We start from the raw sequence: 20781 nt of genomic DNA, 5'->3' as shown, positions 1-20781 counted from the left end.
GAAGAGCGGTTTCCTTGTGCCGTCACGGCATATGAAAGTTCACTTCCAGATTCTCCTTCGAGGGGCCGTCCAACAGCGGGCGATGCAGGCCGCGCAGCCGGCTGTCGAAGAACGCCCTCACATACTGGGTCGTGATTTCACCCGAGCGCTTTCCCGACAGCGGCGCCGAGGGATCCGTAACACCCGCCTGACCGCCCAGGATCGGCAGGTCGATGAAGGTGAAGTGCCCGGAGTCGGCGACCGTCAGCCACCGCTTCCAGCCGTTCAGGCGCTGCCAGGTCCTGGGCCATGTCCTGTCCTCGGCGCGGGGATTGTGGCCGTTCCTGGTACCGAGCATGAGGATCGGCCGCCCGAGACCCGCCCGCGGTACGGGCGCGAAGAATGTGCCGTCCAGGTCGGCGGCGGCCCTGATACGGCGGTCGGTGCCCGCCGCCACTGCCGCCGCGTTGCCGCCGAGCGAGTGGCCCGCCGCACCGATCCGGCGAGGGTCGATCAACTCGGCGTAGTCACGGGGGTGTTCCGGAGCGGAGGTCGTCAGCGCGTCGACGGCGAAGGAGATGTCGGCCGCCCGGTTCCGTGCCGCACGCGCGAGCAGCTTCTTCTCCCCCTTGTCGTCGGGCGCCGACTCCACGGTCTCGCACGCGACGCAGGTGAGGGTGCGCGCTGAGCCCTTGCCGGCACCGGCGGAACCCCGGGGCGCGAAGGTGGTACCGAACGACTCGTAGGCGTGGTCCAGCAGTGCGACCACATAGCCGTGGGAGGTCAACTCCTCGGCGAGGGTGGTCAGTGTGGCGCGGTGCAGCGAGAAGCCCGGGGAGAGAACGACGAGCGGATGCCTGCCCGGCGCGGGACGGGCTCCGGTACGGGCGTGCGTACGGACGGAGGCGAGCAGCTCGGGCGGGAAGGACTTGTCCAGCTTCAGCCCCTTCAGCAGCAGCCCGGCCTCCTCGGCCGACATGTACGGCGCGGCACTTGGCCGAGGGCCGCCGCGCCGGGCGGGATAGAAGACCGACACCATCAGCCGGCGGGCACCGGCGGACGGCACCCAGGGGTCGCGGCGGTCCTTGTCCGCCAGGTGCAGAGTGTCGCGTCCGACCGCCCACTTCCCGGTGGGGCGAGGAAGGGACAGGGGCTTGCCGCGCTTCACGGCCGCCGCTTCGGAGGCCCCGGAAGCAGGGGAATCGGAGACCCCTGAGGGAGCGGAAGCCGTGGAAGTGGTGGAGGCGCTGGAAGCGGCAGGGCGCGCGTCGGCCGCCGTCGAACCCCCGTCGGGGGCGCAGGCGGCAGTCGCCGGGGCGAGCAGAGCGGCGGTGAGCACGGCGGCCGCCGCGCGGTGTGTACGGATCATGGCCGGGAGCCTAGGAACCGGCACACCGCGCCCGTCAGCTACGAAAGGCAACCGAACCCCTGACTTTCGCCGGGGTGGATGAAGCACGGGGGCTCAGAGCGTGGTGTCCTCCTGACAGCCGCGCCGGATCACGGCGGCGCCGCTTTCTGCGGGGCCGGCTCCGTGACCGGTTCGGCCCACACCACCCGCCGGGCCCCGGCTCCGGTCAGACCTCCAGGTTCGCCTCGATCCGCCGCAGTTGGTGCCGGGCCATGGCGAGGTTCGCCTTCGCCGCGTCCAACGCGATGTAGAGGAACAGGCCGTTGCCGCTCTTCGCCCGCAGCAGGCGGATCAGGTGGTACTGCCTGCCCAGGGTGATCAGGATGTCCTCGATCTCGTCCTTGAGACCCAGGAGTTCCATGGTGCGCAGCTTGGCCCGGACGACGTCGGTGTTGCCCGCGGCGGCGACCTCCAGGTCGAAGTCCTTGCCGCCGCCGAGCGTTCCCAGCGCCATGCCGCTCGTGTAGTCGACCAGGGCGACCCCGATCGTGCCGTCGATGGTGCTCATCGCCTCTTTGAGGGAAGCGTCGGTGTTCGACATGGTGGTGTGCTGTCCTTTCGTCGGTTCTGGTGATCAGTCCGTGGTCTGTCGCTGCGTGCCGTCCGGCTCTGGGGAGCCGCGGCGGCGCCGTTCGAGCGGCAGACGGCGGCGCTCCGGTGGAGGTTCGCTCCGGGTAAGGGCGACATAGGTGGGGGGATGGGAGGCCGCCGAACGCCGGGCCTCGGCGACGAGTTCACCGATGTGCTTCGCCGTACGACGCCCCTCCAGGTGCAGCCGGCCGACGTTGATGCGGTCGTCCGCGAGCAGGGTGAGCACCGCGGCAGGCCCGGCCGCGTAGGTGGCGACGTACCCGAGCTCTCCGTGTATCAGCAGCTCGCGGAAAGCACCGCGCCCTGTCGCCTCGTTCATCCGGAACGCCAGTCCGAGCGCGGCGGCGGTCAGTGCGGCCAGCGGCTCGGCTTCCGTCGGCCGTTCTGCCCGCGCCCGTGCCAGGTCCTCGGCCAGTACGAAACCGTCCACGGTCGCCGCCAGGGCCCCGCCGACCTGCGGCACCCTGACCCGTAACCCGCGCAGTTCCTCCAGCACGGCCGCCTCCGCCGCCATGAGCACTCTCCTCTCGGCACGCTGACGGAATCCCCTGATCACAGCGCCTCCAGCGCGTCCCTGAGCCGGCGCAGCAGTTCGACGTCCGGAGCGTCGAAGACGGCACCGGGCGCCTCCGACGGGCGGGCGCCGGTGGGGAAGGGGGTGGCTGCGGCTGCTGCGGTGCCCGCGGTGTGCGGGGTTCCCGCAGCGGCAGGCCCGGCCGGGGTGACCAGTCCGGCCGCCGCCAGCCGGCGCAGCTCCACCAGGATGTGGAAGGCGGGGCGGGCCAGCGCACGGGCGATGTCGGTTGCGGTTCTGACCCCGTCGGCCAGCCGCAGTACCGGTAACCGGCGATCCGGTACGGCCGACAGCGGGACCCCGACGTCCTGCGGGGCGGCCGGGGCAGCTCGGGCGGTCGGCACGGGGGGCAGCACATCGAGGCGTGCGTCGGGCCAGATCCGGTCCAGGAGCGCCAGCCGTCGGGCGGTCTCCCGTTCGACCACCATCGGGGGCACGCCGCCGTGCGCCCCGAGCCGGTCCCGCACCCCGTGCCGGAAGCGTCCCGGCCCGCCGCCGGATGCGAGCACGAAGAACGCCGCGTCGTACAGGGCGGTGCGCCGGCACAGGTCCAGCACTCCCTCCGGCACCTGGCCACCGGCCATCAGCTGCCGTGCCACTCCCCCGTCCCGTTCCGCCCGGGTGAGCGCGGCGTCCCACCGCGCCGGTGACAGTGCGCAGTCGCGGGTCAGCAACAGCTCCAGCCCGGTCGCCGCCGCGCTCTCGGCGTGCACGATCTCGCCGTCGACGAGGAAGAGGGTGCCCCCGGCCCGGGTGAACGCTCCGGTGACGCGCTCCTCCGCGAGGCGGTGCAGCAGAGCGGGGGCGTGGACAGGCGCGGCGGTTTCCATCAAAGGACCATCCGCTGTGCTATCTCCGCCAGCCGCCTCCGCGCCAGTGCGAGATTGCCCTCGTCCCGGGCGAGCCATAAGTGGAGGAAGAGGGTGCCGTCCAGGGCGCCGGGTACGAACCGCAGCAGGTGGTAGCTGTCCCTGTTCGTCGTGATGATGTCCTCGACGACCGGCGCCGGGCCGGCCGTGTGCACAGGCGCAGGGGCCGGGACGGCTTCTGGGGGCGGTACGCGGTCGCCGTCCACTGTGGGAGTCCCAGTCGCCGGTGGGGCGGAGGCGCCGTCCGGCTGTCCGGCAGCGGAGAGAGGGCCGAGCGAGCGGTACTCGGCGACCATTCTGGCCAGCTCCGCTGTCTCGCAGGCGGCCGCCTCGTAGTCACCGCCCGGTGCCTCGCCGGCGACGCCGAGCGCCAGCCCGCTGACCCAGTCGATCACGGCGGCACTGCGCGCGCCGGGCAATCGCATCGTCTCCAGGAGGCATTCGTCGATTCCGGGCACGCTGCACTCCCCTCCCCTGCGCGGCACACCACATGACCCACCGAACATGACCCATCGAACACCAGTGGCCACCCCCCAGCCACGGACAGTGAGGCTCACACTACGCATATACCCGGCGGTGCGGCGCGGGTTCCGGCATTTTCCGGGGGAACATGCCGCAGCCACCGGGAAATTGACCGAATGAGCTCGCCAACTGACCACTTCCGCCAGGGAAGTGATCGATCCTGGAGAGGGCCTCGCCTCAGCCGCCCCCACGACATCACGGCGCATCTGCGGTGATAGGACAAGAACGCGTCACCGACCCCTCGGAGAAGGGCCACCCCTCATGCACTTCCGGAACGTCGACATCCGCACCCCGGACGGCACTGCCGACGCCTTCGCCGCCTGCCCGGACGAGGACGGCAGCTACCCTCCCGTGCTCTTCTACATGGACATCATCGGGCTGCGGCCGGTGATCCGGGACATGGTCACCGAACTGGCCTCGCACGGCTACTACGTGCTGGCTCCCAACGTCTTCTACCGGCACGGCCGCGCCCCCGTCGTCGAGGTGCCCGATCTGAGCAGGAGCGAGGACCGGGAAGCGTTCATGGGCCGGGTCCTGCCCCTGCTCGGCTCCCACACGAGCGAGAACGCCGTCCGGGACGCCGGGGCCTACCTCGACTTCCTCGCCCGGCAGCCGCAGGCACGGGACGGGAAGGCCGGGGTGACCGGCTACTGCATGGGCGGCGTGCTGGCGATGCGTACGGCGGCCGCGTACCCGGAGCGGGTCGGCGCCATGGCCGGCTTCCACACGGGCCATGTCGTCACGGACGAGCCGGACAGCCCGCACCGCATCGCCGGACAGATCACCGCCCGGATGCACTTCGGGCACGCCGAGAACGACGGCTCCATGACGCCCGAGAACGTGGCCACGCTGAACAAGGTGCTGGACGAGGCCGGCGCCGACTACACCTCGGAGGTCTATCCGGGCACGGTCCACGGCTTCACGATGGCCGACACGGCCGCCTTCGCCCCGGCAGCCCTGGAGCGGCACTGGGAGCGGCTGCTGTCGCTCCTCTCCGAGACGCTCCAGAAGCACTGACGGGCCGCATATCCGCCGCGCCCGCACATCCGGTGCTCCGAGTTCCGGTGCTCAGGCGGGCGCCGGCTGCTGGGGTGCGAAGGACCTGGCGTATCCGAGGGTGACCAGCACCAGCGCCATCGGGACCAGCATGGCGGTGCGGTAGTTCCAGGCGTCGCCGAGCGCGCCCACCAGAGGCGATCCGACGAGGAAGCCGACGTAGTTGAAGACGTTGAGCCGTGCGACGGCGGCATCCGAGGCGCCCGGGAACAGCCGTCCCGCAGCCGCGAAGGTCTGCGGTACGAGCACGCACAGGCCGAGCCCGAGCAGGGTGAAGCCCAGCATGCCCGTCCACGCACCGGGGGCCGCCGCCACCGTGCCGAACCCGAGCGCCGCCAGCAGCGCGCCGCCCCGCACCACGGCCACGGCTCCGAACCGCCTGACCCCCAGGTCCCCCAGCGAGCGGCCGATCAGGGTGGTCGCCATGTAGACGTTGTACGGCACGGTGGCCAGCTGCTCCGAACTGCCCAGTACGTCCTGGAGGTACTTCGCGCTCCAGTTGGAGACGGTGGAGTCCCCGATGTACGCGAAGGTCATCACCAGGCACAGCGGGAGCAGCATCCGGAACGCGGGCGCCGCCTCCCGCGCGCCCGGACCCGCGCCTGCCACGCCCGCCGCCTGCGCCGCCCCCTTGCCCGCGTCCGCCGGGCCGGGCGCCGCAGCGTCCACGTACCAGCGGCTGCCCAGCAGCGCGGCGGGCAACAGCACGGCCGCCACCGGCAGATAGGAGGCCACGAGCGACAGCTCCAAGTGCGCGCCGAGCCAGGCGAGCGAGGCACCGAGAATCCCGCCCAGGCTGTACGCGGCGTGGAAACCCAGCATGATGCTGCGCCCGTAGCTGCGCTGGAGGCTCACCCCGAGCATGTTCATGGAGGCGTCCAGCGCGCCCACGGCGAGCCCGAAGGCGCCGAGTGCGAGGGCGAGCTGGGCCACCCCCTCAACCGCAGCCACCCCCAGCAGTGACAGCAGCACCACGGGCTGCGACCAGCGGAGTACCAGGCTCGGCCGTACGCGTTCGACCAGGTGCTCCGCGCCCACGCTGCCGACTCCGGCGAGCACCGGGACCGCCGCCAGAAAGGCGGGCAACAGGGCGTTCGATATCCCGTACCGGTCCTGCACGGCGGGGATGCGCGTCACCAGCAACGCGAAGGCCATGCCCTGCGCAAGGAAGCTGAAGGCGAGAGCGGCCCGGCCGTGGCGCATCCGTGCGTCCGTCATGGCCGGACAGCGTATGTGCACCCGCTACCCACCGGTAGTCGGATCACTGTGCGAATTTCGGCCTGCCCGCATGCCCCGGAATGCGCACCAGGCGCACGCGGCCCAGGCTGGAGGGAGGGCAACGGAACGGGCGGACCGACCGCGAAACGCGCACGACGAGACGGGACCAGGACGATGGCACGGCTGCTGATCGACGGGGACGACCTGGTCGTCCGGCCGTCATGGTGGGAGAAGCTGGCCACCGGGCACGGTGAGATCCGGGTGCCGCTGTCCGCCGTCTCACGGGTCGGCGAGGCCACCGCCTGGTGGCGGCCGCTGCGGGGCACGCCGAAGCGGACCAGCTATCTGCCCGGGCTCTCGCACCTCGGCGTGTGGCAGCACGGGGACGGGCAGGACTTCGTCGCGGTCCACCCCTGGAAGCCGGTCGTGGTCGTCGAGACGCGCGGGCAGACGCCCTTCGCCCGCATCGCGCTGTCGGTACCGGACGCTCATGCGGCGGCGGGCCTCGTCCCGGCCGGGGACAGCCGACGCCCCTGGGGCGATACGCCCGTACGCGCGGACTGACAGGGCGGGAAACCGACGAAGGACCGGGAGAACAGCGAGAGACAGGGAGACGAGCGGTGCCCATGCCCGGGGACGCGGACGACGACAAGCACGCGCCGCGACGGCGGGCGGCACAGCGGCAGCGCGGGCACCGCACGGTGCCGCACACGGCCGACGCGCGTTTCGAGGCGTGGGGCATCAGCCGGGAAGAGTGCCTGGCCGAGGCGGTGCTGGGCATGGTCGAGTGCTTCGCCGACCTCGCCGGCGCCGAGCCCGGAGCCGTGCGCCAGGTGCGGGTGACCGGGCGCCGCGACGAGGACCTGCTGGCAGCGCTGCTGGAGGAGGTCATCTTCCGGCTGGAAGTGCACGGTGAGGTCCCCGTACGGGTCGAGGTGGTGAGCCCCGGGAGTACGGCGGCAAGCAGTGCGGCCACAGGTGGTGCGGCGGCAGGCACCGGGGAAGTCCTCGCTGTGCGCATGGCGGTGACGGATCTGGGGTCGGTGCCGGTCGCAGGTGCGCCGCCGAAAGCCGTCTCCTGGAGCGAACTGTCCGTCGCGCAGGCCCTGGAGGGATGGTCGTGTGCGGTGACGGTGGACGTCTGAGTCCCCGTCGACGGAAGCTCTGAGCCTCCTCGGCGGGAGGTCCGGGTTCTGCGACGTCGGCCGGTCAGCCCTTGACCACGCCGAGTGGGACCAGCCGGGCCACCTTGCGGCACAGCCCGGCGCCTTCGCTCGCCTCCACCACCTCCGCGACGTCCTTGTACGCCTCCGGGGTCTCCTCGGCCAGACTGCGGGGGGACAGCGGACGGACCGCTATGCCGTCCGCCTCCAGCCGTGCGCGCAGTTGCTTGCCGCCGATCGTCCGTGCGGCCTGATGCCGGCTGAGCGAACGGCCCGCGCCATGGCAGGTGGAGTGGAAGGCGTCGCCCTCGGGGACGCCGGTCAGCACATAGGAGGCGGTCCCCATCGTGCCCGGGATGAGGACTGGTTGACCGACGTCGCGCAGATCCTCGGGCAGCTCCGGGTGGCCGGGCGGAAAGGCCCGGGTTGCGCCCTTGCGGTGCACGCACAGCCGCCGCCGCTCCCCGTCCACGGCATGCGTCTCGATCTTGGCGAGGTTGTGGGAGACGTCGTAGGCGAGGCCGAGCCGGACACCGGCCGCGCGCTGGAAGACCCGGCGCGCGGCCTGGGCGAGCAATTGCCGGTTCGCCCGGCCGTAGTTGGCTGCGGCCGCCATCGCGCCCAGATAGTCTCGCCCCTCCGGCGAGTCGGCCGGGGTACAGGCCAGTTGTCGGTCGGGGACCTGGATGCCGTACCGGGCCATGGCGCTGTCCATCGCCCGCACATGGTCGGTGCAGATCTGGTGGCCGAGCCCGCGCGACCCGCAGTGGATCATGACGCACACCTGGTCCAGGGCCAGCCCGAACGCGGCGGCGACCGGCTCGTCGTAGACCTCGGTGACCCGCTGCACCTCCAGGAAGTGATTGGCGCTGCCCAGGCTTCCGACCTGCACGAGGCCGCGCTCCCGCGCCCGCTCGCTCACCTGGCGCACATCGGCGTCGGCCACCGCGCCGCCGTCCTCACAGCGCCGCAGGTCCCGCTCCTCGCCGTGGCCCTGCTCGACGGCGTAGCGGGAGCCGCCCTCCAGGACCGCCTCCAGTTCCCGCCGACCACTGGGCTCCCAGACTCCGCCTGGCCCCGCACCGCGCGGAATCGCCCGGCCCAGCCCGTCCATCACCGTCTGCAGCACCGGCTCCAGCGTCGGCCGGTCGCAGTCGGCGGCGAGCAGCCGCACCCCGCACGAGATGTCGAAGCCCACCCCGCCGGGCGAGATCACCCCACCATCCCCGACATCGGTGGCGGCCACGCCCCCGATGGGGAAGCCGTAGCCCCAGTGGATGTCGGGCATGGCGTACGAGGCACCCACGATGCCCGGCAGCGTCGCCACATTGCCGACCTGTTCCAGCGACTTCTCGGCGTCGCGCAGCAGTTCCTGGGACGCGAACACCACACCGGGAGCCCGCATCCCACCCTGCTGCTCCAGACGGAACCGGTAGGGGCCCTCCTGTACGTACGTCATGCCATCCACGCGCTCCATGCGGGACTCCCTCGCAGCCTCGGCAGCCCCACGGAGTTACCAGGCCAGGACGGAACATGCGGTTTCACGCGGTTTCGCGCTCCGGACCCCCGGTGACCCGTCGGGGAGAGACCGATACCGCCGCGCGCCGCGACCGACCCGACGACGAGCGGCGGATGCACAGAGCGTGTTCACTTCTCACATCGCTGCGAGTCCGCCATGGCAGCCCCGTCCGACATCCAGGAGCGCGAAACCCTGCCGCCGACCGGCCGGGAACCCGAACCGCCCACTCCGGGCCCTGGCCCCGGGCCACCCGGGCCAGGGCCCGGGCCCGCGCCGGGCCCGGAACCTCCTTCGGAGCCCGATCCGGTGCCGCCCCAGCCCCCACGGCCCGAGCCGGACCCCGTACCGCCCAATCCGCAGCCCCCCACTCCGGGGCCCGCGCCGGGCCCGGCGCCTGATCCGGTCCCCATCCCGGTGCCCACTCCCCGGGAGGAGAGAGCCTGAGAGCGCGGTGACGGCGTAACGGTGCGTACCCAGTCTCTGGCGGTACGCACCGTCCTCGCATGGCATGAGGGCGCGTGATGTGAGGCCGCCCATAGGGTGCAGGTCACTCATGTGGCGGGTTCGTAGGTGCCGGTTGCGGATGTGCCCGAGGGGGTGGGGAGTGGTCGGCCCGGCTGTGTGGTGGGGACTATGCGGGGTCGTAGGTCACACAGTTGTCGGGCGGGGGAGCCGGTTCCCAGGGTGGGTGCCAGGTCGCGACGGGACCGGGATGCACGCCTCCTCACGGGGCGCCCCGGAGGACGCGGCCGGAACGTCCCCCCACTGGAAGGCTCTTTGCTCGCATGCGTACTGCTCTGCGTTCTCTCAAGCCCACCCGCCGGCTGGCCGCTGCCGCTGTGACTGCTGTGGGTACGGCCGGTATCGCCACCACCGCGCTGGCCGGTACCGCGCACGCTGCCGAGGCCGGCAAGCACGAGGCCCGTCCCGCGATCGCCAGTGCCGCCTCCACCGCCCAGCACCTGACCGCCCAGGCCGCCCACGCCAAGGCCGACAGCAAGGCCGACAGCAAGGCCGATGGCAAGCAGGCTGGTGGCCAGGAGTACGCGGACGATCTGGACGGGTGGATCCGCGAGGCCCGCGCGATCATGAAGGAGCACGGCATCCCCGGCTCCTACGACGGCATCAAGCGCAACATCATCCGCGAGTCGGCCGGTGACCCCAACGCGGTCAACGACTGGGACATCAACGCGAAGAAGGGCACCCCCTCCAAGGGCCTCCTCCAGGTGATCCAGCCCACCTTCGACCGCTACCACGTCGAAGGAACCCCCGACAAGCTCACCGACCCCGTCGCCAACATCGTCGCCGCCTGCAACTACGCAGCCGACCGCTACGGCTCCATGGACAACGTCGACTCCGCCTACTGAGCCCACACCCAGGCCACACCGCAACACCCCGCATGCGACAAGGAGCGGATGGGAGAAACACCTCCCACCCGCTCCTTCGCATACACACCGGGCGTCACGGGAACTCCGCGCGCCCCGGCGGCTCTCAGTAGTCGCGGACGGTGAAGTCGTCCACGACCGAGTAGTAGTCGTCGTCCACGGTCGTCGTCATCGGGGAGTCCTCGTGCCCGTCGTTTCCTCCGGTGTCCGTGTCCCCCGCATCGCTGTGAGCCCGCGCCATCTGCAGGTCTGCCAGCGCCTGGTTGGCGGTGACCCAGGGCCGCAGTTCGCGCTCGTAGGCGGCGAAGGCGGCGCGGTCGTCGCCGTCGGCTGCCTTGAGCTCTCCGGCCAGCACATAGGCGCCGACCATGGCCATGCTGGTGCCCTGGCCCGAGGCGGGAGAGCCGCAGTATCCCGCGTCGCCGAGCAGCACCACCCGGCCCGTCGACCAGGTGTCCATGTGGATCTGCGCCCCGCCGTCGAAGTGGAAGTCGGGCGCCGACCACATGTACCTCAGGAGGCGGGGCAGTTCCCAGCCTGCGTTTCCGTACCGTTCGGCGATCAGCCGCTTCTGCGCCTCCGGATCGCGCAGCGCCGGGTCGCGGTGGTCCAGCCCGTCCAGACCGACGTAGACCCGCAGTTCGGAGTTCTTGCGTACGCTCATCACCAGGCAGCCCCACGCCTGCTCGTCCCGAGTGCGGTAGGCGATCTGCCAGCGGTCGAGGTCGAGGATGTTGGGAGCCGTCCATACGCCGAGGTGCCCGGTCAGGGGCCGCAGGTAGTCCTCCTCCGACCCGAAGGCCAGGGCTCGCGTCTGCGAGTGGACGCCGTCGGCAGCGACGACGATGTCGAACGCGCGCTCCTGTCCGCTCGCGAAGCGCACCCGGATCTCGTCCTGGCCGTCGTCGAGCTGGGCTATCGAGTCGTCGAAGACGTACTCGACCCCGGGGCCCGAGGCTGCCACCAGGATCCGGGCCAGGTCGTCGCGGAGGATCTCGATGTCGTCGCGGTCGAGGCGACCGCCGCTGGCGGTGTACTCGGTGCTGCGGAAGGTTTCGTTGCCGTCCTCATCCAGTACGGAGATGCCGCGCAGGTCGGTCGCGTGCGCACGGAGCTCGTCCAGTACGCCCATGCGCCGCGCCACCTCGACCGCCGGACCACGTACGTCGATGGCCTGGCCGCCGGGGCGCAGGGCCGGGGCCCGCTCCACGACCGTGACGCGGAAGCCGTACCGGTTGAGCCAGTAGGCGAGGGCGGGTCCTGCCACACTCGCGCCGGAGATCAGGACCCGGCGGCTGCCGGATGCGGCGGAGGCGGGTGCGCTCTGGGGCGTCGTGCGGGTCTGGACGATATCGGGTGCCATGGTGTTCCCCTTCCGGTCTCCGGCCCGGGACTTCGCCCCCGGGCCGACGACCCGAGCCTCCGGCCATCGGCGGACAGAACGCCGACATCCGGCCGACAGGTCCCGACATTTCGGCCACACATCACCCACACGCCGCCCACAGGCCGTCGCCCTCCCCGGTGCGAGGACCCGTACGCGGGCAGCGAGTCGGGTCAGCCGCCCGGATACGGGTCCCACCCGGCGAGGTGTTCCTCCCACTCCCCGCAGTCCTGGGGGTCGCCACGCCAGAGGCCGAGCAGCCGGTGTCCGGTGGCGACGTCACGCACCCAGACGGTGGCGTCGGGCACCCAGCCCGCGAGCATGGTGTAGCCGTCGTGGACGGGCTGCGCGAGACCGCAGGACGACAGATAGCCGCCGACGGTGACATGCACCCCGTCGTAGTGCCCGGCCAGAGCTTCCCAGTCCGGCAGATACCAGGGCCCGTCCACATCGCCCCAGTCGCGCCACTCGCCGTCGTGTGTCCCCGACACGTCGCGGGGGAAGCGGGTCACCAGTTCGCTCCAGTCGCGGGGGCCACGGATCTCGGCGACGCGGGCGTGTTCGCCGATCCGGAGGCTGCCGACGGTGGCGGTCGATTCCTCGAAGGGGGTGAACGTGTCGATGAAGTGGCCGAGTTCGAGCGCGGGCAGCCCGCCCCGGGTCCCGGTCGTCCAGGTGTTCTCGGCGAAGTCCGGGACCGACCACCATGTGGCGCCGAGATTGCGCTCACCGGGGCGTGGGCGGCCGCGCCGCCCCTTCTTGTGGGCGGCGCGCTCCCGTGCCATGTCGCGCCGCATCGCCTTCTCGACACCGGCGAGCCCGCCACCGGCGCCCTTCCGCCTGCCCGGTTTGCCCCAGACGAGCTGCCGCTGGTCCGTGCGGTCGACCGGGTCCCACCACCAACCGGCTCCAGGTGATGCGGCCAGCGCTTCCGCGACGGGCCGCAGTTCCTCGGCGGCGAGCCCGGTGAGGCCCCACCGTGCGGTGTCGCCGCCACCGAAGCCGAACAGGTTCGACACCTCTGAAAGCCGCTCCATCAGCGCGGCCTCGGTCAGTTCGCCGAGGCCGCTCCACCCCCGCCGGGCGACTGCCTCGTGCAGCACGGCGCCCGCCTCGGCGGCGGGTACGTCGCACCACTCCCGGTGCTTGCGGCGGTGGAGGGTGCGGCTCCGGGGCGTGGAGCCTGGGCCGTCGTCCTCGACCGACACCGTCGCCGTCCCCGGGACATCGCCCAGACCGAGCGCGGCGAACAGGGTGTCCTCCAGCCAGTCGTCCACGAAGGCGCTCAGGTAGTCGCGGCCCAGCGGGGCGCCCAGCAACAGGTCGGCACGCCGGGCGAGGTCCGGTCCGGTCGGTTCCGGGTTCGTCTCGTCCACGGCTCCACGGTAGGGAGGGCGCGGAGCGCCCCGCGAACGGATTTCCCCCCGTGCGCTCGCTCCCTCTCGACTACCCTGCGCATGTGACCAGTCACAAGGACAAGGGAATCAGCGGTGCGGCGGATGCGGCCGCCTCGCGGGTGCGGGACGCCTACGGTCCCGAGGATCTCAGCTCGGTTCCGGCCTTCTCCGGGGGTTTCATCAACTTCGGCCACTGGGAGGGAATTCCCCTCGACCGTCCGCTCACCGCCGACGACCGGGTGCGCAGTGAGCGCAACCTCTACCGCAGGGTGCTGCGGACGCTGCCGGCGCGGGGGCGCGCCGTGGAGGTGGGGTGCGGTCTGGGACTGGGCGGCGCCCTGGCGCTGGAGGAGTTCGGCTTCCGGTCCGTGACAGGGCTGGACATCCATCCGGAGCAGCTGGCGCGTGCCCGTCGCGTCAACGCCCGGCTGCTGGCCCGGGAGCCGTGGCGGCTGCGCTTCGTTCAGGGTGCTGCGGAGCGGCTGCCGTTCCCCGACGGCGAGTTCGACGCCCTCTACTCGGTGGAGGCCGCGCAGCACTTCCCGTACCTCGCGGGGTTCGCGCGGGAGAGCGCCCGGGTGCTGCGGCCCGGCGGCGGCCTCGCGGTCACCAGCTTCTTCCTGCCGGACGGCGCGGACGGGGCGGCCGCGTCCCTGGCCGCGCGCCTGGACAGTTTCGCCGAGGGCCTCGACATCGCCCATCCGCTGGGCACCCTGCTGACGGCGCTCGGCGAGGCCGGGCTGACCGACGTACGCGGGGAGTCCATCGGCGCGCACGTGTGGCCCGGCTTCGACCGCTACCTCTCCGGGGTCGAGCTGCCGGTGACCTGGCCGCGCAACTTCCTGACCAGCTACCGCGAGGGCCTGCTGGACTACTACGTCGTCACCGCGCGCCGTCCCACCGACGGCGCCTGATCCCCTGCGCGGCGCATGCCGCCCGCGGAGCCCGTCGTGTGCCGGGCGGACCGCGGGGGACAATCGTGCGGTGATCGAGGACGACCCGTATCTGTGGCTGGAAGAGATCGAGGGCGACGCCGCGCTCGGCTGGGTGCGTGAGCGGAACGCCGAGACGGTGGCGGAGCTGACCGCCGATCCCGGGTTCGAGGCGCTGCGCGAGGAGATCCGGGAGGTGCTGAGCGATCCCGCGCGTATTCCGTACGTCGTACGGCGCGGCCCGCACCTGTACAACTTCTGGCGCGACGCCTCGCACCTGCGAGGTGTGTGGCGGCGCACCACGCTGGACCAGTACCGGGGGCCGAGCCCGCGCTGGGAGACGGTGCTCGACGTGGACGAGCTGGCGGCCGCCGAGGACGTGCCGTGGGTGTGGGCGGGTGCCTCGGTGCTGCGGCCCGGCCTGCGGCGGGCGCTGGTGGAGCTGTCCCGGGACGGCGCGGACGCCACTGAGGTGCGGGAGTACGACGTGGAGGGGCGCCGCTTCGTCGGGGAGGACGAGGGCGGCTTCCGGCTGCCCGCCGCCAAGACCTCGGTGAGCTGGATCGACGAGGCCCACGTCCTCGTCGGCACCGACACCGGGCCCGGGTCGCTGACCACCTCCGGCTACCCCCGCACGGTGCGGCGCTGGCGGCGCGGTACGCCGCTGGACGAGGCGCCGGTCGTCTTCGAGGGTCGGCAGGAGGACGTGTCCGTCCACGCCTGGCACGACCACACGCCGGGCTATGAGCGGCAACTGGCCGTGCGGAACCGGGACTTCTGGCACAGCGAGCACTTCCTCCTGGTGCCGGACGGCTCGCCGGTGCGGATCGAGGTGCCCGACGACGCCTTGGCAGAGGTTCATCGGGAGTGGCTGCTGGTCCAGTTGCGCTCACCCTGGCTCGGCCGGCCCGCGGGAGCGCTGCTGGCCTTCTCCTTCGACGCCTTTCTGCGCGGCGGGCGGGAGCACGATGTGCTGTTCACCCCCGACGAGCGCACGGTCCTCGACGGATTCGCCACCACCCGTCGCCATATCGTCCTGGAGACCCTCACCGATGTCTCCTCCCGCCTCCACCTGCTCACCCCGAACGAGGGCGGCGGCTGGTCGCGCAGTGCGCTCGGCGAGGTGCCGCCGCTGTCCACGGCGGGCGTGACGGCGACCGCGGCCACCGAGGAGGACGAGAACGCGGAGGAGTTCCTCTTCAGCGTCAGCGGGTACCTCCAGCCTGCCACCCTGTGCCGGGCGATGGCCGGCGTGCCGGGCACGGAGACGCTGAAGCGGGCGCCGGCCGGCTTCGCCGCCGAGGGGCTGCGGGTGCGGCAGCACTTCGCGCTCTCGGCCGACGGGACCCGCATCCCGTACTTCGTCGTCGGGCCGGAGCGGCAGGAGGGCCCGGTACCGACGCTGCTGTACGGCTACGGCGGGTTCGAGGTGTCCTTGACCCCGTCCTACTCGTCCGTGACCGGCCGGACATGGCTGCGGCGCGGCGGCGCCCATGTGGTGGCGAACATCCGGGGCGGCGGCGAGTACGGTCCCGCCTGGCACCGGGCGGCGCTCGGCGCCGGGCGGAAGCGGGCCTTCGAGGACTTCGCGGCGGTGGCGCGGGACCTGGTCGCGCGCGGCATCACCGCACCGCGGCGGCTCGGCATCGCCGGGGGCAGCAACGGCGGCCTGCTGACGGGCGTCATGCTCACCCGCTTTCCCGAACTGTTCGGCGCGGTCGTCGCCGAGGTACCGCTGCTGGACATGGTCCGCTTCCACCGGCTGCTGGCGGGCAGTTCCTGGGTCGCCGAATACGGCGACCCGGAGAATCCGGAAGAACGCTCGCACCTGCTGGACTGGTCGCCGTACCACAATCTGGACGCCGACCGCGGCTGTCCACCGCTGCTGTTGACGACCTCGACCCGTGACGACCGGGTGCACCCCGGCCACGCCCGGAAGATGGCCGCCCGGATGCGTGAGCTGGGGCTGCCCGTGCGCTACTTCGAGAACACCGGCGGTGGCCACGCCGGTGCGGCCGACCACGAGCAGGCGGCGTATGTCGAGGCTCTGGTCCACACCTTCCTGTGGCGGACGCTGAGCGACGAGGGCCGAGTGCCGGACTGGCCGGGCACGGCCGGGAGTTGACATTCACTTTGGTCTAGTCCAAATATGGTGAGGCGCGAGTCACCGTAGAGGCACGTGGGGCACGCGTTCCGTTCGTGAGGCCGGAGCGCGGGCCTGCGGCGCTGCGCCTGCGGAGCCTCGCCACCGGAACCGGCCCCGCCGGTCCCGCGCCGCAACCCGGACGCGAGCAGCACCCTGCCACGAGCGCGACCTGACACGCGCCCCCGACCTTTGCCGGCACAGCTTCCGTCGGCGCAGCACCCGAACGTCCACCGTCGGCCCAGCACCGGCCCGTCCACTGTTCGCACCGCCTGCCGCTCCCGGCCCGGGGGCAGCCGTGAGCACTTGGAGCCCCATATGGCGACGTCTGACCGCTATCTCCACCGAGCCGCATCGAACATCCCCTACTTCAGCGAGGACGGCGAGACGTATCTCGCCCGCACGCCGCTGCGTGACCTGAGCAAGACGCGCCCGCTCCGCGTGCTGTCCGAGGAGGACTTCGCCTTCTGGCAGACCTACGGCTACATCGTCGTCAGGGAGGCGATATCCGCCGGTGCCGCCCAGCGGCTGCTGGACTTCGCCTGGGACTTCCAGGGCCTCTCGCCCGACCACCCGGACACCTGGTACGAGGAGCGCGATTTCCGCTCCGACCTCGAACGCGAGCTGCACATCTACGGGTTCGTCGAGGCGTACCACCACCAGCTCATCTGGGACAGCCGCCAGACGCGGCGGGTCTACGACGCCTTCGTGGACGTGTGGGACTGCGAGGAGCTGTGGGTCACCCTTGATCGGCTCAACCTCAACCCGCCCAACATCCGCAACCGTGACCGTGCACTCATCGAGCCTCGCGAGCGCGGCTTCGACATCGACCTGCACTGGGACGTCGACACCTCGCTCGGCGTACCGCCCCAGCGCGTCCAGGGCATCATCGCGCTCAACGACACGGAACCGGACCTGGGCGGCTTCCAGTGCTGCCCCGAACTGTTCCACCGGTTCGACCGCTGGAAGGCGCTCCAGCCGGACGGCCGCGACCCGATCCGGCCGGCGGTCGACCGGTCCGAGATACCCGTCGTACGCCCGGAGTTGCAGGCCGGGGACCTGCTCATCTGGAACGGTCTGCTGGCGCACGGCGTGGCGCCCAACACCTCGGAGAAGGGGGTGCGCTCGGTCCAGTACCTGTCGATGATGCCGGCCCTGGAGAGCCACCACAGGCTGCGGCAGTCGCGGATCGACTCCTGGCGCCATCTGAGCACCCCGGACTGGAACCCGACGCTTGTCGGCGACTCCATCCGGCCCGAGTCGGAGCGCTACGGACCCGCCGGGCTCACCGGGTTGGGGGCCAGACTGCTGGGCCTGACCTCCTGGCACCCCGAGCCGGGACAGGCGCGGGGTGACGCGGCGACCAGGACGATCGAGCCGACTGAGACCACCGAGGCCACCGGGGAGGAGACATGCGCGGTATCTGCCTGACCCTCCCCACAAACCGGCCCTGCGCGGCGACGATCGCAGCCGTCGGCGCGGAAGCCGACTACGCCGCCGACCGCTTTGACAACGATGTCCATCTGCTGATCCTCGACTCCTGCGCGCCCTCCGTGTACGCCGAGCACGCCGAAGCCGTCCGGCACCTGCCCCGCTCCCCCCGCCTCACCGTGCACCACGTCGACGAGGCGCGGCAGCGGGACTTCCTCGCCCGCGTGGTCGAGCGTGCCCGCAGCGCCAAGGCGGAGCTGCTGCTCGACCTGCTGCTCCCGGACGGTGTCTCCTACGGCGCCTGCACCGATCGCGCCTTCCTGTACGCGGCAGCGCTGGGCTGCGAGTCGGTCCACCGCAGGGACTCCGACAGCCGGTACCAGACCGTGCACGGCCGCCCGGTCTTCCCCGTGCACCACGAGCTGATGTCGCTGGGCAAACCCGCGGCGCAGGCCGCGCGAGGCGTCAGCGAGACCGCGCTGACCCAGGAGCAGTCGTCCAGACGGGTGGCGCTGGTGGGCAGCTCGTTCATCGGGGAGCTGTCCGTGGACATCGGCGGGATTCTGGCAGCGGACCCTGAGGTGTACCGCGACGTCGTGAGCCTCTGGGCACCCGCAGGATGGTCTGCCGAGCAGAAGCGGGAGCTGGCGGCGGAGTCCTTCCGGGGCGCCGGTACACAGCCGTTCGAACGGGACCACTCGCTGCTGACACTGGTCGACCCGATGCGGGTGGACATGTGCAACGTCAGCTTCCACGGCGTACACGAACAGGTGCCGCTGCCGCCCGCGCGCGACACCATTGGCAGCGACTACTTCCTGCTCCACCTCGTGCGGAACGCCGGGCTGCCAGGCGTCCTGCACAACCGCAACATCGTCAACCACCACACGGCCGAACGCCGCACCGACACCGGATTCCTGGCGTATCAGAGCCGCTTCGCCAAGTTCCTGCTGTCGATGCTCTATCTGCACCACATCTACGACCGGATGGCCGAGGCCGGTGACTCGCTGCTGGACGAGCGCGGACGGATACGCGCCGGCACCGTCGCCGCGTTCGCCAGGGAGGCCACCCGGCTGGACACCGCGGAAAACCTCCAGCGCCTCGACGCTCTCGAGGCCGCCTACCGGCGCCTGGGCGGCCGCTACGCCGCTTTCGCCGACCGGCTGGCCGCGCGCCGGGAACGCCTGCTCGCCGAGGCGCGCAGCGACATCGAGGACTTCGCGCTGCTCACCGAGGTGTGGAGCGAACTCGTCGCCGCGGCCCGGCACACGGCTCCGAGCCCTCCGCCGGGCCCTCCGCCGGGTGCTGCGTCCGGGTCCGGGCTGCCGGGGGTGAGCCGGTGATGGGCACGGGCGCCCTCTCCCGGCCGTCCTCCGGCGCCGCGGGGACGGCAAGCACGGTCGTGGGGACAGCAAGCGCGGTCACCGGGACGGCGAGCACGGCGGACTCGCACCTCAGCGCTGCCCTGGCCGAGGCGCTCGCCGCAGCCCCCACGGACCGGATCGTCTTCGACCTCGCGGGCATCGAGCAGCGCTACGAAGCGCTGCGCCGTGAACTTCCCGGAGTGCGGGTGCGGTTCGCGATGAAGGCGTGCCCGGTCGACGAGGTGATCACGGCCCTGGCACGCCGGGGTGCCGGGATCGACGCCGCCGGCCCCGGCGAGGCGCGCCAGGCGCTGCGGGCGGGCGTACCGGCGCACCGGATGCACTACGGCAACACCGTCAAGTCCGACCGGGACATCGCCGCCGCCCACCGGCTCGGCATCCGGGACTTCGCGACCGACAGCACCGAGGACGTGGCGGCCCTCGCCGCGCACGCCCCCGGGGCCCGTGTCTTCTGCCGTGTACTGACCAGCGGGGCCGGAGCCGTCTGGGGCCTCGGGGAGAAGTTCGGCTGCCCGCCCGGCGAGGCCCCCTTGGTGCTGGAACGGGCCCGGGAGGCGGGCCTGGTTCCCTCGGGCCTGTCCGTGCACGTCGGCTCGCAGCAGCTGACGCCCGAGTCCTGGCACAGCGCGCTGGAGAGCCTGGGCGAGGTGGCGCGTGCCCTGGTCCGGCGCGGCATCCGCCCGGACCACATCAACCTCGGAGGCGGCCTTCCCGCCCTCGGCTACCTCGACCGGCGCGGGCGACCCCACGACCCACCGCTGGACAAGATCTTCGCGGTGATCAGGGAAGGGATGGCCGGCCTGCGCGACATCCTGGGCGGCGGCCTGGAGTTCACCATCGAGCCGGGGCGCCATCTGGTCGCCGACCACGGAGCGGTCCGGGCCCATGTCGCCCGTCTCACGGAGCGCCGAAGGGCCGACGGCGAGCGGCAGCACTGGCTGTATCTGAGCTGCGGCAGATTCAACGGCCTCTACGAGATGGACGCGCTGCACTACCCGCTGGTCTTTCCGGGGCACACCGGGGGCGCAAACGTCCCGGCCGTGCTCGCCGGCCCCACCTGCGACGGTGACGACGCCTGCTCCCCCGAGCACGCGCTTGTCCCCGTGCCCAGGGCGCTGGCGTCGGGCGACCCGGTGTGGGTGCTGTCCAGCGGTGCGTACGCGCTCAGCTATATGACCCGCGGCTTCAACGGTTTCGCGCCGCTCCCGTACGCGTTCACCGAACCGGGCAGCCGCCATGGGTGAGCTCCTGAGGGCGGACGAAGCCGTGCGGATACGCCGTATCGCCGACGCGGACTGGGACGCCATCGCTGCGCTGGAACGCGACGCCTACGCCGGACTGGGCCTCTCGGAGGGGCGGGCCACGCTGCGGTCCCGCGCAGCCGCGTCACCTGGCACATGCTTCGCGCTGCACGTCGGCGCCCGGACGGCCGGCTATGTGCTGGCCCTGCCCTGCCCCGCCTTCCACTTCCCGGACCTGACGCGGGCGCACTCCCCCGCTACCACCCGGACGGGCAATCTCCATCTCCACGACCTCGTCGTCGCCCCCGCCCTGCGCCGCAAGGGAATGGCGCAGCACCTCCTGCGCCACCTCGCCCGCACCGCCCGGGCACGCGGGCACCGGCGGATCTCCCTGGTCGCGGTCGGGGGCAGCGACAGGTTCTGGGCGGCGCGCGGGTTCGCTCCGTACCCCGGCGTCGTACCACCGGACAGCGGCTACGGCACCGGCGCGCTGTACATGTCCCAGCCGGTGTCCCCCTGCCTGAGCCGGTCGTCCGATCCGGGAGCCGCTCCACAGCGCGTCCCGTCCTCGCCGCACGAAGTGAGCTGAT

The 20781-nt window shown here is 72.0% G+C and carries 19 protein-coding genes; 10 read left to right on the top strand and 9 right to left on the bottom strand.

Annotation, left to right across the window (positions count from 1 at the left end):
- Positions 1-22 precede the first annotated feature (22 nt).
- The 5 genes from JW592_RS20110 to JW592_RS20090 all read right to left on the bottom strand — a co-directional run bounded on the left by JW592_RS20110 (position 23) and on the right by JW592_RS20090 (position 3879).
- On the bottom strand, positions 23-1348 hold the full coding sequence (locus tag JW592_RS20110) for an alpha/beta hydrolase family protein (RefSeq protein WP_209266545.1): 1326 nt from the start codon (positions 1346-1348) through the stop codon (positions 23-25).
- A gap of 205 nt (positions 1349-1553) precedes the next feature.
- A complete protein-coding gene (locus JW592_RS20105; RefSeq protein WP_209266544.1) occupies positions 1554-1928 on the bottom strand; it encodes a hypothetical protein in 375 nt (124 codons plus the stop codon).
- A gap of 33 nt (positions 1929-1961) precedes the next feature.
- Positions 1962-2492: a roadblock/LC7 domain-containing protein gene (locus JW592_RS20100; protein WP_209266543.1), complete on the bottom strand. Its 531-nt coding sequence runs from the start codon at positions 2490-2492 to the stop codon at positions 1962-1964.
- Positions 2493-2530: 38 nt separating this feature from the next.
- On the bottom strand, positions 2531-3382 hold the full coding sequence (locus tag JW592_RS20095) for a transcriptional regulator (RefSeq protein ID WP_209266542.1): 852 nt from the start codon (positions 3380-3382) through the stop codon (positions 2531-2533).
- Positions 3382-3879, bottom strand: coding sequence for a hypothetical protein (locus JW592_RS20090; RefSeq protein ID WP_209266541.1), 498 nt, complete (start codon positions 3877-3879; stop codon positions 3382-3384). Before JW592_RS20090 ends, JW592_RS20095 begins: the two co-directional genes overlap by 1 nt.
- Positions 3880-4204: 325 nt before the next feature.
- Here JW592_RS20090 and JW592_RS20085 point away from each other — a divergent pair, with 325 nt between their 5' ends.
- Positions 4205-4960, top strand: a complete 756-nt coding sequence (locus JW592_RS20085) for a dienelactone hydrolase family protein (protein ID WP_209266540.1) — start codon at positions 4205-4207, stop codon at positions 4958-4960.
- A gap of 51 nt (positions 4961-5011) precedes the next feature.
- Here the strand turns inward: JW592_RS20085 and JW592_RS20080 are convergent, their stop codons facing one another.
- Complete coding sequence (locus tag JW592_RS20080; RefSeq protein WP_209266539.1) at positions 5012-6217, bottom strand: MFS transporter; 1206 nt, start codon at positions 6215-6217, stop codon at positions 5012-5014.
- Positions 6218-6391: 174 nt separating this feature from the next.
- Here JW592_RS20080 and JW592_RS20075 point away from each other — a divergent pair, with 174 nt between their 5' ends.
- Positions 6392-6781, top strand: coding sequence for a hypothetical protein (locus tag JW592_RS20075; RefSeq protein WP_209266538.1), 390 nt, complete (start codon positions 6392-6394; stop codon positions 6779-6781).
- 62 nt (positions 6782-6843) lie between these two features.
- Positions 6844-7362 carry an archease gene (locus tag JW592_RS20070; protein WP_209266560.1) on the top strand — a complete coding sequence of 173 codons (519 nt, stop codon included), beginning with the start codon at positions 6844-6846 and terminating at the stop codon, positions 7360-7362.
- A 64-nt stretch (positions 7363-7426) separates the two neighbouring features.
- On the opposite strand, the gene JW592_RS20065 is transcribed toward JW592_RS20070, so the two are convergent.
- Complete coding sequence (locus JW592_RS20065) at positions 7427-8857, bottom strand: RtcB family protein (protein ID WP_307805475.1); 1431 nt, start codon at positions 8855-8857, stop codon at positions 7427-7429.
- 827 nt (positions 8858-9684) lie between these two features.
- Between JW592_RS20065 and JW592_RS20060 the strand changes: the two genes are divergently transcribed.
- Positions 9685-10266: a transglycosylase SLT domain-containing protein gene (locus JW592_RS20060; protein ID WP_209266537.1), complete on the top strand. Its 582-nt coding sequence runs from the start codon at positions 9685-9687 to the stop codon at positions 10264-10266.
- 124 nt (positions 10267-10390) lie between these two features.
- Here the strand turns inward: JW592_RS20060 and JW592_RS20055 are convergent, their stop codons facing one another.
- A complete protein-coding gene (locus tag JW592_RS20055; RefSeq protein WP_209266536.1) occupies positions 10391-11647 on the bottom strand; it encodes an FAD-dependent monooxygenase in 1257 nt (418 codons plus the stop codon).
- Between the two features lie 191 nt (positions 11648-11838).
- On the bottom strand, positions 11839-13041 hold the full coding sequence (locus JW592_RS20050; RefSeq protein WP_209266535.1) for a hypothetical protein: 1203 nt from the start codon (positions 13039-13041) through the stop codon (positions 11839-11841).
- An 83-nt stretch (positions 13042-13124) separates the two neighbouring features.
- Between JW592_RS20050 and JW592_RS20045 the strand changes: the two genes are divergently transcribed.
- The 6 genes from JW592_RS20045 to JW592_RS20020 all read left to right on the top strand — a co-directional run bounded on the left by JW592_RS20045 (position 13125) and on the right by JW592_RS20020 (position 20780).
- On the top strand, positions 13125-13976 hold the full coding sequence (locus JW592_RS20045; RefSeq protein WP_307805474.1) for a class I SAM-dependent methyltransferase: 852 nt from the start codon (positions 13125-13127) through the stop codon (positions 13974-13976).
- Between the two features lie 70 nt (positions 13977-14046).
- On the top strand, positions 14047-16119 hold the full coding sequence (locus JW592_RS20040) for a prolyl oligopeptidase family serine peptidase (RefSeq protein ID WP_209266534.1): 2073 nt from the start codon (positions 14047-14049) through the stop codon (positions 16117-16119).
- Positions 16120-16455: 336 nt separating this feature from the next.
- On the top strand, positions 16456-17568 hold the full coding sequence (locus JW592_RS20035) for a phytanoyl-CoA dioxygenase family protein (protein ID WP_209266533.1): 1113 nt from the start codon (positions 16456-16458) through the stop codon (positions 17566-17568).
- Positions 17550-18908, top strand: coding sequence for a DUF6271 family protein (locus JW592_RS20030; protein WP_209266532.1), 1359 nt, complete (start codon positions 17550-17552; stop codon positions 18906-18908). The genes JW592_RS20035 and JW592_RS20030 overlap by 19 nt, the downstream gene beginning before the upstream one ends.
- Complete coding sequence (locus JW592_RS20025) at positions 18908-20194, top strand: type III PLP-dependent enzyme (RefSeq protein WP_209266531.1); 1287 nt, start codon at positions 18908-18910, stop codon at positions 20192-20194. The genes JW592_RS20030 and JW592_RS20025 overlap by 1 nt, the downstream gene beginning before the upstream one ends.
- A complete protein-coding gene (locus tag JW592_RS20020; RefSeq protein ID WP_209266530.1) occupies positions 20187-20780 on the top strand; it encodes a GNAT family N-acetyltransferase in 594 nt (197 codons plus the stop codon). Before JW592_RS20025 ends, JW592_RS20020 begins: the two co-directional genes overlap by 8 nt.
- Position 20781: the final 1 nt, after the last annotated feature.

Origin of the sequence: Streptomyces spirodelae (assembly GCF_017676385.1) — a bacterium.
Taxonomy (GTDB): Bacteria; Actinomycetota; Actinomycetes; order Streptomycetales; family Streptomycetaceae; genus Streptomyces; species Streptomyces spirodelae.
Note: the sequence above shows the minus strand (reverse complement) of the source record. Positions and strands in the feature narration are given on the sequence as shown.

Coding starts and splice junctions, on each gene's coding strand:
- JW592_RS20110 (WP_209266545.1), bottom strand. CDS start 1,348: ATGATCCGTACACACCGCGCGGCGGCCGCCGTGCTCACCGCCGCTCTG.
- JW592_RS20105 (WP_209266544.1), bottom strand. CDS start 1,928: ATGTCGAACACCGACGCTTCCCTCAAAGAGGCGATGAGCACCATCGAC.
- JW592_RS20100 (WP_209266543.1), bottom strand. CDS start 2,492: ATGGCGGCGGAGGCGGCCGTGCTGGAGGAACTGCGCGGGTTACGGGTC.
- JW592_RS20095 (WP_209266542.1), bottom strand. CDS start 3,382: ATGGAAACCGCCGCGCCTGTCCACGCCCCCGCTCTGCTGCACCGCCTC.
- JW592_RS20085 (WP_209266540.1), top strand. CDS start 4,205: ATGCACTTCCGGAACGTCGACATCCGCACCCCGGACGGCACTGCCGAC.
- JW592_RS20080 (WP_209266539.1), bottom strand. CDS start 6,217: ATGACGGACGCACGGATGCGCCACGGCCGGGCCGCTCTCGCCTTCAGC.
- JW592_RS20075 (WP_209266538.1), top strand. CDS start 6,392: ATGGCACGGCTGCTGATCGACGGGGACGACCTGGTCGTCCGGCCGTCA.
- JW592_RS20070 (WP_209266560.1), top strand. CDS start 6,844: ATGCCCGGGGACGCGGACGACGACAAGCACGCGCCGCGACGGCGGGCG.
- JW592_RS20065 (WP_307805475.1), bottom strand. CDS start 8,857: ATGGAGCGCGTGGATGGCATGACGTACGTACAGGAGGGCCCCTACCGG.
- JW592_RS20060 (WP_209266537.1), top strand. CDS start 9,685: ATGCGTACTGCTCTGCGTTCTCTCAAGCCCACCCGCCGGCTGGCCGCT.
- JW592_RS20055 (WP_209266536.1), bottom strand. CDS start 11,647: ATGGCACCCGATATCGTCCAGACCCGCACGACGCCCCAGAGCGCACCC.
- JW592_RS20035 (WP_209266533.1), top strand. CDS start 16,456: ATGGCGACGTCTGACCGCTATCTCCACCGAGCCGCATCGAACATCCCC.
- JW592_RS20030 (WP_209266532.1), top strand. CDS start 17,550: ATGCGCGGTATCTGCCTGACCCTCCCCACAAACCGGCCCTGCGCGGCG.
- JW592_RS20025 (WP_209266531.1), top strand. CDS start 18,908: ATGGGCACGGGCGCCCTCTCCCGGCCGTCCTCCGGCGCCGCGGGGACG.
- JW592_RS20020 (WP_209266530.1), top strand. CDS start 20,187: ATGGGTGAGCTCCTGAGGGCGGACGAAGCCGTGCGGATACGCCGTATC.